Origin of the sequence: Klebsiella sp. V115_8, from assembly GCF_029967715.1 — a bacterium.
Lineage (GTDB): Bacteria > Pseudomonadota > Gammaproteobacteria > Enterobacterales > Enterobacteriaceae > Klebsiella > Klebsiella quasipneumoniae.
The window spans coordinates 332,789-348,474 of sequence record NZ_JASCAR010000022.1 but is presented as its reverse complement, the minus strand read 5'-3'; the positions used below and the strand labels follow the sequence as shown (position 1 = coordinate 348,474).

10 protein-coding genes and 1 pseudogene are annotated in these 15,686 nt (G+C 42.8%); 10 read left to right on the top strand and 1 reads right to left on the bottom strand.

The window, feature by feature from the left end; translation table 11 throughout:
* Nucleotides 1-307 precede the first annotated feature (307 nt).
* Entirely contained in the window at nucleotides 308-1,891 is a 1,584-nt protein-coding gene (locus QLG03_RS07605; RefSeq protein WP_085551316.1) for a TerC family protein, read from the bottom strand.
* 758 nt (nucleotides 1,892-2,649) lie between these two features.
* Here QLG03_RS07605 and galF point away from each other — a divergent pair.
* From galF to QLG03_RS07555, 10 genes and pseudogenes are all read left to right on the top strand, one after another.
* Nucleotides 2,650-3,578, top strand: a pseudogene (galF, locus tag QLG03_RS07600) (GalU regulator GalF).
* A 360-nt stretch (nucleotides 3,579-3,938) separates the two neighbouring features.
* Complete coding sequence (locus tag QLG03_RS07595) at nucleotides 3,939-4,568, top strand: phosphatase PAP2 family protein (RefSeq protein WP_110243202.1); 630 nt, start codon at nucleotides 3,939-3,941, stop codon at nucleotides 4,566-4,568.
* 946 nt (nucleotides 4,569-5,514) lie between these two features.
* Nucleotides 5,515-6,948, top strand: a complete 1,434-nt coding sequence (locus QLG03_RS07590) for a capsule assembly Wzi family protein (RefSeq protein ID WP_044524149.1) — start codon at nucleotides 5,515-5,517, stop codon at nucleotides 6,946-6,948.
* Nucleotides 6,949-7,093: 145 nt separating this feature from the next.
* The gene (locus QLG03_RS07585) at nucleotides 7,094-8,227 is read left to right on the top strand and encodes a polysaccharide export protein (protein ID WP_044524148.1); all 1,134 of its coding nucleotides are present in this window, start codon (nucleotides 7,094-7,096) and stop codon (nucleotides 8,225-8,227) included.
* Nucleotides 8,228-8,232: 5 nt separating this feature from the next.
* Complete coding sequence (locus QLG03_RS07580; RefSeq protein WP_072013427.1) at nucleotides 8,233-8,667, top strand: protein tyrosine phosphatase; 435 nt, start codon at nucleotides 8,233-8,235, stop codon at nucleotides 8,665-8,667.
* 14 nt (nucleotides 8,668-8,681) lie between these two features.
* Entirely contained in the window at nucleotides 8,682-10,841 is a 2,160-nt protein-coding gene (locus tag QLG03_RS07575) for a polysaccharide biosynthesis tyrosine autokinase (RefSeq protein WP_044524147.1), read from the top strand.
* Nucleotides 10,842-10,886: 45 nt separating this feature from the next.
* Entirely contained in the window at nucleotides 10,887-12,098 is a 1,212-nt protein-coding gene (locus QLG03_RS07570; RefSeq protein WP_044524146.1) for a hypothetical protein, read from the top strand.
* A gap of 17 nt (nucleotides 12,099-12,115) precedes the next feature.
* The gene (locus QLG03_RS07565; protein ID WP_115660914.1) at nucleotides 12,116-13,378 is read left to right on the top strand and encodes a family 1 glycosylhydrolase; all 1,263 of its coding nucleotides are present in this window, start codon (nucleotides 12,116-12,118) and stop codon (nucleotides 13,376-13,378) included.
* Between the two features lie 12 nt (nucleotides 13,379-13,390).
* Nucleotides 13,391-14,554, top strand: coding sequence for a glycosyltransferase family 4 protein (locus QLG03_RS07560; RefSeq protein ID WP_077255381.1), 1,164 nt, complete (start codon nucleotides 13,391-13,393; stop codon nucleotides 14,552-14,554).
* Nucleotides 14,551-15,672 carry a glycosyltransferase gene (locus QLG03_RS07555; protein WP_255989121.1) on the top strand — a complete coding sequence of 374 codons (1,122 nt, stop codon included), beginning with the start codon at nucleotides 14,551-14,553 and terminating at the stop codon, nucleotides 15,670-15,672. The genes QLG03_RS07560 and QLG03_RS07555 overlap by 4 nt, the downstream gene beginning before the upstream one ends.
* The last annotated feature ends 14 nt before the right edge of the window (nucleotides 15,673-15,686 follow it).

Genomic DNA, 15,686 nt, shown 5'->3' with positions numbered 1-15,686 from the left:
GGGTTGTGCGGCAGGGGTAATCCCCCGGTTTGCGTCGCCATCCCGTAGGCCTGATAAGCGAAGCGCCATCAGGCAGTATGGCGGCGGTAGAGCATCAATTCCCTGTGATGTGAGCATGTCGTCAAAGTATGATGTCACGTGGATGCCGGGCGGCGGCTACGCCTGACCCGGCCTGGGTTGTGCGGCAGGGGTAATTCCCCGGTTTGCGTCGCTATCCTGTAGGCCTGATAAGCGAAGCGCCATCAGGCATGGGTTTGATTAGCCGTCCCACCGCCCGGGATACCCCGGGCCGTTTTATGCCTGACGATTACACCTCATAATCCAGCTCATCCTGCTTTGCCGGCGGAACGATCTGCACCTTTTGCACCCGATGGCTGTCGACCTGCAGCGTACGCAGGGTATAACCGTCAATCTCAAGGGTTTCTCCCACCTGCGGCACATGCTGCAGATACTCCATCAGCAGACCGGCAACAGTGTGGTACTCACGTTTATCATCCAGCGGCAGGGGAACATACTGCACCAGATCTTCCAGCGGCATATGGCCGTTAACCGTCCACGAACCGTCCGGATGGTGCTGAATATCGTGCCGGGCGTCGATCTCCTCCACCTCGTTGGGCAGATTACCGGCAATGGTCTCCATCACGTCGCTGAGGGTCACAATCCCCTCGACGGAGCCAAACTCATCCACCACAAAGGCAAAATGGGTGCGGGCCTGACGAAACTGCTCAAGGGCTGAGAGGAGCGGTAACCCCTCCGGAAAGACCAGCGGCTGGCGCACCAGCGCCTGCAGATCCAGCGGCTCCTGGCGCAGGGACTGCTGGAGCAGGTCGATAACATGCACCACCCCCAGCAGGTCTTCATTATCCTTTCCGCCGGTGACCACCAGGCGGGTGTGCTGATTTTTTTCCACCAGGCTGCGGATCTCTTCCTCCGGCGCGCTGAGGTCGATGCGCTCGATATCATGGCGGGAGGTCATAATACTGCTGACGCTGCGCTGATTCAGGTTCAGCACCCGCTCAATCATCAGCCGTTCCTGCGGATTAAACAACGGATGATGGTCCTGATCGGCGACCAGCGACGCCGTGTCAGCATCCAGTTCAGCTTTTTCTTTCTGCCCGCTCAAAAGATTCATTACCGCCTCGGTAGTGCGCTGACGCAGCGTCATATTGGCGGAGAGAAAGCGACGGCGGTTAAACAGCGCCAGCTGGTTAAGGGCTTCAATCATCACCGAGAAGCCAATTGCCGCATATAAATAGCCTTTCGGAATAATAAAGCTGAAGCCTTCAGCAATCAGGCTGAAGCCGATCATCAGCAGGAAGCTCAGACAGAGGATCACGATGGTCGGGTGGCTGTTAACGAAGCGCGTCAGCGCCTTGCTGGCCATCAGCATCAGGCTGATAGCGATGATCACGGCGGCCATCATCACCGCCAGGTGGTCGACCATCCCGACCGCGGTGATCACCGAGTCGAGCGAGAAGATGGCGTCGAGCACCACGATCTGCGCCACCACGGCCCAGAATTTGGCCCCTCTGCGCTGGGTGGGATTATCGCTGTCTTTTCCCTCCAGCCGCTCATTAAGCTCGACGGTTGCTTTAAACAGCAGGAACAAGCCGCCGAACAGCATAATTAAATCGCGGGCGCTGAAGCTGAAGTCGTGAAAAACAATCAGCGGTTTGGTCAGGGTGACGAGCCAGGAGATAGAGGCCAGCAGCAGGAGACGCATCACCATCGCCAGCATCAGGCCAGTGATCCGCGCGCGGTCGCGCTGGGCGGGCGGGAGCTTCTCAGCGAGGATAGCGATAAAGACCAGGTTATCGATACCTAACACCAGTTCGATAACGACCAGCGTGACGAGACCTGCCCAGATTGACGGATCGGCAATCCATTCCATATGTATTAAAACCTGTACGACTGCGGTATGTGTTACCCCGATCATGGATAAGATGGGTATAAAATGCAATAACGACTCGGATAGCGCCCTGCCATGGGTGGATATATTTCCAGCAGATTAAGCGAACCGATAAGAATTATGTTCCGGTAAAGAACAGTGAAAAAATAACACCATGGCGGTTGCCCTGGAATAAGCGGGCCAATATCAGAACGTCTGCCGCTGCGCTTCCGCCAGGGCGCAAAAGCGGCGCTGTGCCACCGCTCGTCGCAGCGAGAGGTGATGCCCACGCCATGGGGGAAGAGCGAAATTCCTCGCAAATTCGGCATAATTCAGCTCATAAAGGGGGCGCAGTATAGGGCGGCTCCGGGTTTTATTCCGCCGATTATGTCTTGTATAGCGAACTGTCCAGCGGTAAGTTCTGAAATATATTGCCTGGATAAATTTATTATCTATACCTATTCTTTGCGGGCATAAGTGCGGCGCGGCAGCGCTGGCGCCTTGCCGCGCCCGGGGGACGGGGTTCGCGGCCACTTTGCACGGCGCAGAGAAACACACCGCTGAATAACCTGATCGAGGATAAGATTATTCTCACTTCTAACTGTTGGTAAAAGGGAGTTATGTGTATTCTTTTACGTGACAGTGAATTTAAGAATTTGGCGGGCAGATGCCCGGGCAGTATCCGTGTATTATCAGTTTCAATAGATTTGTGACATGTACAATTTTGCAAAACCGCGTGTTTTGCAACCAAACAGGTGAAGATGAATATGGCGAATTTGAAAGCGGTTATTCCGGTCGCAGGACTAGGCATGCATATGCTGCCGGCCACTAAGGCAATTCCAAAGGAGATGCTGCCGATCGTTGATAAGCCAATGATTCAGTACATTGTTGACGAAATCGTCGCCGCCGGGATCAAAGAGATTGTTCTGGTGACGCACTCCTCGAAGAACGCGGTGGAAAACCACTTTGATACCTCCTACGAGCTGGAAGCCCTGCTTGAGCAACGCGTGAAGCGCCAGCTGTTGGCGGAAGTCCAGGCCATTTGTCCGCCGGGCGTAACCATCATGAACGTGCGCCAGGCGCAGCCGCTGGGTCTGGGCCACTCCATTCTCTGCGCCCGCCCGGTCGTCGGGGATAACCCGTTTGTTGTGGTGCTGCCGGATATCATTCTCGATGGCGGTACTGCGGACCCGCTGCGCTATAACCTCGCCGCCATGGTCGCCCGCTTTAACGAGACCGGCCGCAGCCAGGTGCTGGCGAAACGCATGCCAGGGGATCTCTCCGAATACTCCGTGATCCAGACCAAAGAGCCGATGGTGGCGGAAGGGCAGGTCGCACGTATCGTCGAGTTTATTGAAAAACCGGACGAACCGCAGACACTGGACTCCGACCTGATGGCGGTGGGCCGCTACGTACTGTCGGCAGATATCTGGGCCGAACTGGAGCGCACCGAGCCGGGCGCCTGGGGGCGTATCCAGCTGACCGACGCCATTGCCGAGCTGGCGAAGAAGCAGTCCGTCGACGCGATGCTGATGACTGGCGAAAGCTATGACTGCGGTAAGAAAATGGGCTATATGCAGGCCTTCGTCACCTACGGAATGCGTAACCTGAAAGAGGGCGCCAAATTCCGCGAAAGCATCAAAAAACTGCTGGCCTGAACGCCAGCCTGAGACTGAGCGGCAGGCTCTGAACATCGGTCCTGCCGCTCATAACGTTATGCAGAATTTATTCATAACGTGAATGTTATAACGATTGTAAAGAAACGTATGGCTTCGGAGACTTCTGGTAGTTTGTCTCTGGCCTCTGTGGTGCAATGGTCGGAGTAGCGGCAATAATGCTTTATGAATAGTCACTTAGTGCGACAATTCCTAAAATGCAGGGAAAGCGGTCAACGTCAGCCAAAAATAAAACTTGACTGCGATCATGTTTCCGCTTTAAACATCTCACTTGCATGCATAAAAATGTGAAATGAATTGGCATGCGAGCTGGTACAGACATTATGGATAATCCCTGAGCACGGCAGTGGACATCATCGAAGGATCACAGGTATATGAACTGGCAACTCATCTCATTTTTTGGCGATAGCACCGTTTTGCTGCCCAGCGCAGCGGCGCTGTTTATTGTCCTGATGCTGCGTAAAACGTCGCGGTTGCTGGCGTGGCAGTGGAGTTTGCTGTTCGGCATCACCGGCGCCATCGTCTGCGCCTCCAAACTGGCCTTTATGGGCTGGGGACTGGGTATTCGCGAGCTGGATTATACCGGCTTCAGCGGCCACTCAGCGCTCTCCGCGGCCTTCTGGCCTATCTTCTTGTGGCTGCTCAGCGCTCGTTTTACGGCGGGTGTGCAAAAAGCAGCGGTCGCCACAGGCTATGTTTTAGCCGCAGTGGTGGGGTATTCACGGCTGGTCATCCATGCACATTCCGTCTCGGAAGTGATCGCCGGCCTGCTGCTGGGTGCTACCGGCAGCGCACTATTCTTACTACTACAAAAGCGCACTACTCATTCCGAATATATGTATATTCCCTGGGGAGGACTTGCATGTTTGGTGATGGTTCCGCTTATCCTGTTACATAGCGGCAGTAAAGCGCCGACTCAGTCGCTGCTGGGGCAGATCGCCACTACAATTGGTCCGTTGGACAAGCCCTTTACCCGCAACGATCTGCACAAGCAGGCTTGGTAATTGCCATTTGTTTTACAGGGGAAATTAAGTTTTCGCTGGTTAATTAGTCAAATAAGAAAATAATCTACTATATGCCGGGCAATTGATAATTCATATTTATGAAATAATGAAGTGCTACTACATTGATATTGCATATTTGTCTGGATATAGCCGTGATCAGACGTTTCTTAAATGCGCTGAGCCAGGAGCTGGAGCATGTCTACTGAATATTCCGTTACCAGGAAACTATTAGAAATTGTAGTTGACTTAGACGCCATCATCTGATTTTTGAATGACGCAACCTTAACATAAAAGATCTTGTTTTACAGATGGTTAGCTTCAATCTTGATAGGTTTGCAACAACGGGGCACTGTCTGGCCGTTTAACTTAGTGAATAATCTTAAGTGTTGATCTCTTATTTTTGCCAATAAAAGGGCAGGCGGTATTAATTGGCAGATATTCGGTAACAAGACTCCCAATTGTGACCGAAATCCCGTAAACTTAACGCCGCAAAAAATAAAGGCCTGACCAATTATTCATCCACAGGTCGATAAAATAAGTCGTTCAGGTAGTCAGTGCGCTGGTAGCTGTTAAGCCAGGGGCGGTAGCGTAGCTGAATCCACCAACTGCAACACAAAACACCTTTCTTGAACAACTATAAAAATCGACGCACGCTGGGTGATTAACACCATAGGATATCCCAGATATCCGCATAAATGGGTCAGGAGCGGCTGCTAAAATCGCCTGTATACCAACTTTCCCGTCTCATCGATAGCCTGTACGGTAAAATTCGCCTACATTGTGAGCTGGGTGGATGTGATAATGGTTACGAGCAGCTTAGGGTAACTGTACTTGCCTCGCCGGTGTTGCACAGTGAAGTCAGCTGGTGCCGCGAGCGCTTTCTATCTTGCTATTCCCCTCATTCTCATTGAGATACGACAGCGGGGCTGAAAATGGATCTTGTACAATGATAAAAATTGCGCGCATTGCCGTGACGCTGGGTTTACTTTCCTCACTGGGAGCCCAGGCTTTCGCGGCCGGGTTAGTGGTAAATGATAACGATCTGCGTAACGACCTTGCCTGGCTTTCCGATCGCGGGGTCATCCATCTGAGCCTGTCGACCTGGCCGCTGAGTCAGGAAGAGATCGCCCGGGCGCTAAAAAAGGCCAAACCGTCCTATTCTTCTGAGCAAGTGGTTCTGGCTCGTATCAACCAGAGACTGTCTGCTTTAAAAGCCGATTTCCGGGTCACCGGCTACACTTCGACCGACCAGCCGGGTACCCCGCAGGGGTTTGGTCAGACGCAGCCGGCAGATAACTCGTTAGGTTTGGCGTTCAATAACAGCGGCGAGTGGTGGGATGTCCACCTCCAGGGCAACGTTGAAGGGGGAGAGCGGATCAGTAACGGATCACGCTTCAACGCCAACGGCGCCTATGGCGCGGTGAAGTTCTGGAACCAGTGGCTCTCCTTTGGCCAGGTACCGCAGTGGTGGGGGCCGGGCTATGAAGGCAGCCTAATTCGTGGGGATGCCATGCGGCCGATGACCGGCTTCCTGATGCAGCGAGCAGAGCAGGCGGCGCCAGAGACCTGGTGGTTACGCTGGATAGGCCCATGGCAGTACCAGATCTCTGCCAGCCAAATGAATCAGTACACTGCTGTCCCACACACTAAAATTATCGGCGGTCGTTTCACCTTTACGCCGTTCCAGTCATTGGAATTAGGTGCATCGCGGATAATGCAGTGGGGAGGGGAAGGGCGACCGCAATCCCTTAGCAGCTTCTGGGATGGTTTTACTGGGCAGGATAATACCGGTACCGATAATGAGCCGGGGAACCAGCTGGCCGGATTTGATTTTAAATTTAAACTCGAACCAACTCTCGGCTGGCCGGTCAGTTTCTACGGGCAAATGATCGGTGAAGATGAGGCTGGTTACCTGCCATCGGCAAATATGTTCCTCGGCGGGATTGAAGGGCACCACGGCTGGGGAAAAGATGCCGTAAACTGGTACCTGGAAGCGCATGATACGCGTACAAATATGAGCCGGACCAATTACAGCTATACCCACCACATCTATAAAGACGGTTACTACCAACAAGGGTATCCGCTGGGTGATGCGATGGGGGGGGATGGTCAATTGTTCGCTGGCAAGGTTGAACTGATTACTGAGGATAACCAACGCTGGAGCACACGTCTGGTTTATGCCAAAGTCAATCCTAAAGAGCAAACAATTAACAAAGCATTTCCTCATTCTGACACGCTTAAAGGTGTTCAGCTTGGTTGGAGTGGAGACGTTTATCAGTCGGTACGTCTGAATACCTCCCTGTGGTACACCAACGCTAACAACAGTGACAGCGACGACGTTGGGGCCAGTGCAGGGATAGAGATACCGTTTAGTTTATAAGGCTGAATGCTGAAAACAGGGGAGAGGGAGTGGTAGCGCTGCAGGATGCAGTCAGCTTTTTTCTCTCCATAAGCCGGCACGGAAGCAACGGCGATGACAGCTGCTCAGGAATTGGCAAATCTTGTTTTACTGATGATGTGACATTATGAAGAAAAAACTTGTTAGATTTTCGGCATTAGCGTTGGCAATTGGGTTTTTATCGGGTTGTACCATTATTCCAGGACAAGGATTAAATAGCCTGCGTAAGAATGTGGTTGAGCTTCCGGACAGTGACTACGATCTGGATAAACTGGTCAATGTGTATCCTATGACTCCGGGGCTGATCGATCAGCTTCGTCCAGAGACCGTTCTTGCTCGTCCAAACCCACAATTGGATAATTTACTGCGCAGTTATGAATATCGCATTGGTGTTGGCGATGTATTGATGGTTACTGTTTGGGATCACCCGGAGCTGACAACGCCTGCAGGGCAATACCGTAGCGCCAGCGACACTGGTAACTGGGTCAACTCCGATGGCACCATTTTCTACCCATATATCGGTAAGGTGCAGGTGGCGGGGAAAACACTGAGCCAGGTACGCCAGGATATCGCAAGCCGGTTGACCACCTATATTGAAAGTCCGCAGGTGGATGTAAGCGTTGCCGCGTTTCGGTCCCAGAAAGTATACGTTACAGGAGAGGTTGCAAAATCAGGACAGCAGCCTATTACCAACATCCCATTAACTGTGATGGATGCGATTAATGCTGCAGGTGGTCTCGCTCCTGATGCCGACTGGAGAAATGTTGTATTAACGCATAACGGAAAAGACACTAAAGTCTCATTGTATGCATTAATGCAAAAAGGGGATTTAAGCGAGAATCATTTACTTTACCCTGGGGATATACTTTTCGTACCACGTAATGATGATCTTAAAGTATTTGTTATGGGCGAGGTTGGTAAACAAAGTACATTGAAAATGGATCGCAGCGGAATGACTGTTGCTGAAGCTTTGGGAAATGCTGAAGGTATTTCTCAAGAAATGAGTGATGCAACTGGTATATTTGTGATTCGACAATTGAAAGATGATAAACAAGGTAAAATTGCTAATATCTATCAATTAAATGCACAAGATGCATCTGCCATGGTTCTAGGAACAGAGTTCCAATTACAACCATATGATATTGTATATGTAACAACTGCACCTATCGTTAGGTGGAATCGCGTGATTTCGCAATTGGTTCCAACAATTACCGGAGTTCATGATATTACTGAAACTGGAAAATTTATTAGGACTTGGTGATATATATGTTTGAATCTATATTGGTGGTTTGTACAGGAAATATTTGTCGTTCGCCGATAGCAGAAAGACTTTTAAGAAATCATTTGCCATTAAAAAAAGTTGACTCTGCTGGTACTGGCGCTCTTGTCGGGCACGAAGCAGATGAAACAGCAGCTTTGATCTGCGAAAAAAATGGCTTTACATTAGATGGGCATAAAGGACAGCAATTTACATCGTCTCTTGCTAGGAAATATGATCTTATTCTCGTAATGGAAAAAGAACATATCGAGAAAATTTCTGAAATTGCACCCGAAGCAAGAGGTAAGACAATGTTACTAGGATATTGGATTGGGCAGAAGGAGATCCCTGATCCATATCGTAAAAGTTATGAAGCATTTGAATCTGTCTTTGGAACTATCAATCACGCTTGTAAAAGCTGGATTGATAAACTGAATAAATGATCAGGATATAAAGTATGGGATCCGAGGTAAAGAAGAATAATCTATTCTCTGACACAGATGAACTCAATATTGGGCGTCTGATTGGAGAACTAATCGATCATACGAAAATCATTATAGCTATAGTATCTTTTACAACGCTTCTGGCTGTGATGTACGTATTTTTTTCCACTCCTATATACCAAGCTAGTTCGTTGATCCAAGTGGAACAAAAGCAGGGAAATAGTATATTAAATAGTCTAAGTCAAGTGCTACCCGATACAGCACCTCAATCAGCTCCAGAAATTTCATTATTACAGTCAAGAATGATACTTGGTAAAACTGTTGATGATTTGAATCTGCAGTTAATTGTAAAAAGGAAATATTTTCCACTTTTTGGAAAGGGATGGGCGCGGCTAACAGGCGGAAATGAAGGGAAAATTTCTGTCAGTAATTTGAATTTTTTGAACCAAAGCGATGATCCAAATATAATTTCAGTTACAGTATTGTCTGAAAGTGCTTTTAGAGTCGAAGGTGAGGGGTTTGAATATGAAGGTCACGTCGGCAAGCCTTTAAATAACAACAATATTCAGTTATTGATTTCTGGAATTGAAGCAGAACCTGGTTCTGTATTTGACGTCCAAAAGGTATCAAAACTAGAAGCGATAAATAATTTGTCAAAAGCTTTTGCTGTGAATGAGCAAGGCAAAGATACAGGTATGTTAAGTCTAACTTTGATTGGTGAAAACCCTAAGTTAATCACTGATATACTTGATAAAATTAGTGATAATTATCTACGCCAAAATATTGATAGGCAGGCTGCTCAAGATGCAAAAAGCTTAGATTTTCTTAATCGCCAATTACCGATTGTAAGAGAAGACCTTGATTCTGCTGAAGATAAGTTAAATGCTTATAGAAGGCAAAAAGATTCAGTGGATTTGTCTTTGGAAGCTAAGTCTGTATTAGATCAAATAGTCAATGTTGATAATCAGCTTAATGAATTGACTTTCAAAGAAGCAGAGATCTCACAACTTTATAAGAAAGAGCATCCAACTTATAAAGCGCTACTTGAGAAACGAAATACCTTAGAAAAAGAAAAAGGGCGTCTGAACAAACAGGTTTCAGCAATGCCATCTACTCAACAAGAGATATTAAAGCTCAGTAGGGATGTGGAATCTGGTCGTGCTGTCTATATGCAGTTATTAAATAGGCAACAAGAATTAAGCATTGCCAAGTCGAGTGCAATCGGTAACGTAAGAATTATTGACCAAGCTGTAACAGAACCAAAACCGGTACAACCTAGAAAATTATTAGGGATTTTAATTGGTATATTGTCCGGTGCGTTCTTATCAGTTGCATTAATAATTCTTAAAATCTCATTGCGCAGAGGCATAGAATCTCCAGAAGATTTAGAGAACATCGGTATTAATGTTTATGCTAATGTGCCTGTTTCTGAATGGTTGAATAAAAAATCTTTCAAAAATACAACATCTATTGATGGAAATTCGAAAAATACACTTTTATCATTAACTAATCCCGCTGATATATCTATTGAAGCTATACGCGGATTAAGAACAAGTTTACATTTTGCAATGATGGAAGCACAAAATAAAGTGCTAATGATTACTGGTGCAAGTCCGAACGCAGGTAAAACATTTATAAGTTCTAACCTTTCAGCGATTATTGCTAATTCAGGAAAGAAAGTTTTATATATTGATGCCGACATGCGTAAAGGGTACGTGCATAAGGTATTCGGTATTTCAATTAATAATGGTCTTTCTGATTATTTATCTGGGAAAAGTACAAAAGAAGATGTTGTAAAGAAAATTGATGAAGCTGGTTTTGACTTTATATCTAGAGGCCAGATCCCACCTAATCCTGCAGAATTATTGATGCATCCACGGATGCAAGAATTGTTGACATGGGCCGATCGCTTTTATGATCTAATAATCATTGACACACCACCGGTGTTAGCAGTAACGGACCCGGTAATTGTCGGTTCATATGCGGGTACTACATTATTAGTCGCACGATTTGAAGAGAATACCGCTAAAGAAATTGAAGTAAGTATACGCCGGCTTGAACAAAGTAATGTAAAAGTTAAAGGATGTGTACTAAATGGAGTGGTAAGAAGAGCAAGTAGCCAATATGGGTATGGTTATAACCACTATGGTTATTCATATACTGAAAAAAATTAATTGTTTTAATTATAAGGCCGGCTTTTTAGCCGGCTAAGAAATCATATGATAAAATTCAAAATTAAAATAGATGAGTTAGTCTGGTTTACCTTTCATTTATTTATATTTGTTAAAGCTTTTACGGGGCCATTGACACTTTATCTTGCATATATCCGATTCGCACCTATAGCTTTGATGATATTATTAGTAGGCTATAAATTATGTATAATAATTCCTAAGAAATTAAGTTATATATTACTAATGGTCTTTCTATCAATCTATGTTCTAATTGGTATAAATAACAATTCATTAGTTAGTTCTGTTTTCGGTATTTATATTTTTATTCCATTTTTATTCGCGTTTTTGTATTCAACAGAATTGTATCAAAGGATATTTGTAAATAATTTTAAGTTCAATTTGTTTTATTTCCTTAGTTGTGCAATAGGTATTTTTTATGTAAATCAATTTGGGGCAGAATGGATAGGTGCGGAACAGGAGATAGCTGGGGTTACGAAAGTTGTTTCGCGTGATTGGATCTCCGATGGAATGATGCGAAACCCTGGATTTACGGGGACATCGGTTAGTTCCGCTACGTTAGTAATTATCACTTGTACATTTTTGGGATATACGCTTCTTGAAAAAAGAAGGTTTATCAGTCTGTTAGTGATTTTTGCAGTTTCTGCATATTTGATATACCTAACAACAACTAAGACAACGATGGTAACGTTAGGTTTTGTGTTTATTTTGATATTTTGTTCATCGTTTATAACAAAATATATTGTGAAAACAATCTTTTTATTCCTGACGTTGTTCTCATATTATTGCATGTTCAATATTAGTAACGTATCAACGGGGATGTTGACAAATACAATGCTAATAAGAATGTATCAAACATGGCCAAATGCAATGTTGTTACTTGAAACACCTCTGCAATATTTTTTCGGGAAAGGCTTTGGTTCAATAGGCGTTCCAACATATTACTTCACGCCAGCATTGGCAAATTCAGCCGATAATATGTATGTATATTTGTATGTCATATTTGGTGTATTTAGTATTTTGTTCTCATTCTTTTTTATAATGAAGTTTTTAAGCTTTGGATTAACCCTGTCAAAATCGACAAAACAATTCTTAATAATATCGTTAGTTATTTTAACAGGTGGTATAACTTCTAATCTCTTTGAAGCATCTTTTTATTCAGTATATGGTGGTGTTATTATAGGCATGATAGTTTCTGAAAAAAAAGAACGAGATATTAAGTTAAATCCTAACTATCAATAATATACTTAGGAGGTGTTATGAAAAAAAGAAAAACATTAATCTCATTAATTTATTGTTTCGCTTTTTTTTATACAAATGCTTTTGCAAGTGAACAAACAATTGGTATTGGAATCCATGCAAATAAGTATGACTTAGAAAATGACAATCTTCTTCAGCTTATAAAAAAAAGTGGTTTTGACTCATTTAGACAGGATTTAACGTGGGATTCTGTAGAAAGAACTAAAGGTGTATATGCCATACCGCCAAAGCTCAAACTAGTTGATGAAATAATTCGTGAAGCGAAAAAATATAATATATCCCCTCTGGTTATTCTTGACTATGGAAATAAAAATTACAATAACGGTGGGTATCCTACTAATGAACAAGACATTGCAGCTTTTGCCAAATATGCAAAATGGGTCGCCTCAAATTATAAGGGGCAGGTCAAGTATTATGAGATTTGGAATGAATGGACGGTTGGAACTGGAATGAAAGGGAAGGGGGAGATACCTCCACCGCAAATATATTTAGAGTTGGTAAAGAAAACAAGTCAGGCGATTAAATCTGTAGATCCTTCTGCAATCATACTCGCTGGGTCATTTAATCCTCTAAGTCCGACAGGAAGACGCTTAAATATATCTGATAGTGATTGGTTCATGATTCTTATAAACGAGGGCATATTAAATTATATCGATGGTATTTCAATACATCCATATTCATTTCTAAATGCAAATAAGAAATTAAGAAATCCTGAATATAATATTAATAAAATTGATCAATTTTATAACAAAATTAAAGACCAAAATATTAAAAAGGTTCCTCTTTATATTACAGAGATCGGAATTCCAACACACGCTGGTCTAGGTGGAGTAGATCCAGTTGAAGCCGCTGATTACGTTGTTAAATATTCCTTATTGGCTAAAAGTAAAAGCTATATAAAAGGTATATGGTGGTATGATTTAAGCAACGATGGTGGGGATATGAAAAACCAAGAGCATAACTTTGGTTTCTATGATTCTAATTTCAATCCAAAACCAGCAGCGAAGGCATTTATAAATTTACAAAAATTTTTAAACAATAAAAGAATTGACAAAATATCGACAACTAACACTAACAACGCACAGCAATTTAACATAGAAGTAAAAGATTCACTAACACAAAAAGATTATACAATTCATTGGAATGAAAAACAGCTTGAGCAAAATGGACGAATACCATATTTAGCAATAAAAAAACTTAGTACACAGAATTCAGAAAATTTTGATCAAAATAATTTAAGTCGAGACGTTTCTGTAAAATAAAATGGTATATTTATGAAAAATCTCTATATAGTGGTGCGTTCTATATCCTTCGGAAAAGGTGTTGGGGGTATGGAAAAAGCTGCTGAACAGCATATTTATGAAATGCACAGTAAAGGATACTGTATTCATCTAGTAGCACCTAAGACAAGAGTTGTGGGTAATATACCATCATTTATAAAGCATATTGATGTTCCATGGCCAATTTGGGATAAATATAAAGTACTCATGACTATGGGGGCTGCATACTATATCTGGTGTAAGAAGGTAGCTAAAAAATTAGTTGTATATAGTAATAATATTGATATTATACACTTTCATGGGGCATCGGCTGGCGTTTTAGCTTCGCTAAACACAGAGCTTATTAAAAATAAGGCTACGATTGTTAATCCACATGGTATGGAAGAATTTGGCACAGGTTCCATTCTACGTATAATTAATCGTGGATTCACTAAACATTTACTGCGCAAGGCCTATTTAGCAGATACCGTTATAGCCACGGATAAAAAGTTGGTTGAAATAGTTAGAAAAAATTTAAACACAGAAAAAATAACTGTAATTCCAAACACTATTGACATAAATACTTTAAGACGGTTAGTAAAGGAAAAAAAACAAGCGACGGATTATAAAATAGTGAGTGTTGGGAGAATTGAATATAACAAAGGCTATGATATTCTTGCTGAAGCACTTGCTAATTTAACGAAAAAAGAGTGGTCTAAAATTAAATTTTCTTGGGATCACTATGGGCGTGGAAAAAATAAAATTGATATTGAAAATTTTTGTAGAAAAAACAACGTCAAACTTAATATCATTTCCGCAGCATCTGATGAAGAAGTACAAACTGCAATAGCATGTTCCAGTTTGTTTGTTCAACCCTCCCGCTATGAGGGCAGCAGTTTAACGACATTAGAAGCGATGACGCATGGTGCTCTTATAGTTGCAATGCCTGTTGGTGGTATACCTGATAAAATTTTCGATAAATATACAGGTTTTTTATGTAAAGAAGTTAGTAGCCTTGCTTTAGAGAAGAGTTTGATAGAAGCAATGGAATCAGAAGAACCAGAAGTGATCCGGAAAAACGCTAGGCACTATGTAGAAGAGAATTTTGACATCCATATTTCAACTGAAAAATATGATTGTATATATAAAAAATTTTTAGCTGAAAAGGAAATCAAATGATTTTTTACTGTGAGGCAAGAATCTTTAGTGGGCAAGAACGCATGTATTTAATTGCTGCATGTGCAATGTCTTATGCCGAAAAGTCCATTATCATTATTAATGAATCAAACTTTATTGCAATAGATTATTGTAAAGAAAATGGAAACTTCTCAGAAATTATTACCATCAAAGATTTCGATCCAAAATTTTCATCATTATATGTTTGGTTTCGATGGAAAAGAATATATTCATTTATTAAACTGCTTAAAGCCAAACACCCTGTTTATAAGACTCTATGCGTATCTCAAGGTAGAATTGAATCTGGGAACATAGCTATAATAGCTGCAAGGTTATTAAGAAAAAAAATTATCTCTTACATTCCTATGGTCCATTACCATTTTCAAATGGAGCAAAGGAGCATATCCACGATAATCAAAGATATGTTATGTGTTCCTCTTTATAAATTACCTAATTCTTTTATTACTATAAGCAATGCCGTTGCTAAAGATCTTAAGAAGAAGACTTCTGCAAATGTGCTAGTAGTTGAAAATTTCATTGATAAGAAGAATTATCAAAAAATTGACAACCCGCCCCCTTCATTTAATGAAAAAAATGTTATTAAAATAGTATTGCCAGGCAGGTTATTAAACAAACAAAAAGGTCAATTAGATTTCGTTGAAGCTATTAATTATCTTAAAAACGAAAATTTCAAAGATATTGTTTGTTATATTGTTGGTGAAGGTCCGGACAAGAAAATCATTAATGAACACATTAAACAATATAAACTTAGTGAGACAATTCACCTATTAGGCAACCGTAACGACCTAGTAAGTATTATGGATGGATGTGATTTAGTAGTACTACCTTCAAGATTTGAAGGTGTTCCTCTCGTATTGCTAGAAGCAGCTCTACTACAAAAACATATTATTGCATCTGACATAGTTGGCTTTAATGATTATTTGCATTCTGGATGTTTATTTAAACCATCGAACCCTATAAGTTTAGCAAATAAAATCAAAGAATATATTAAATCTGATGGTAAATCCACATGCTATAAAGCAACTTTGGGTAATGTGTTAATGCGTGATGAAAATCAGTTTAAAAATGATTTTATCACCGCTTTGAAAAAATTATCTTAATAAAACTTACAAGC

Coding starts and splice junctions, on each gene's coding strand:
- QLG03_RS07580 (WP_072013427.1), top strand. CDS start 8,233: ATGTTTGAATCTATATTGGTGGTTTGTACAGGAAATATTTGTCGTTCG.
- QLG03_RS07590 (WP_044524149.1), top strand. CDS start 5,515: ATGATAAAAATTGCGCGCATTGCCGTGACGCTGGGTTTACTTTCCTCA.
- QLG03_RS07565 (WP_115660914.1), top strand. CDS start 12,116: ATGAAAAAAAGAAAAACATTAATCTCATTAATTTATTGTTTCGCTTTT.
- QLG03_RS07595 (WP_110243202.1), top strand. CDS start 3,939: ATGAACTGGCAACTCATCTCATTTTTTGGCGATAGCACCGTTTTGCTG.
- QLG03_RS07605 (WP_085551316.1), bottom strand. CDS start 1,891: ATGGAATGGATTGCCGATCCGTCAATCTGGGCAGGTCTCGTCACGCTG.
- QLG03_RS07560 (WP_077255381.1), top strand. CDS start 13,391: ATGAAAAATCTCTATATAGTGGTGCGTTCTATATCCTTCGGAAAAGGT.
- QLG03_RS07575 (WP_044524147.1), top strand. CDS start 8,682: ATGGGATCCGAGGTAAAGAAGAATAATCTATTCTCTGACACAGATGAA.
- QLG03_RS07555 (WP_255989121.1), top strand. CDS start 14,551: ATGATTTTTTACTGTGAGGCAAGAATCTTTAGTGGGCAAGAACGCATG.
- QLG03_RS07585 (WP_044524148.1), top strand. CDS start 7,094: ATGAAGAAAAAACTTGTTAGATTTTCGGCATTAGCGTTGGCAATTGGG.
- QLG03_RS07570 (WP_044524146.1), top strand. CDS start 10,887: ATGATAAAATTCAAAATTAAAATAGATGAGTTAGTCTGGTTTACCTTT.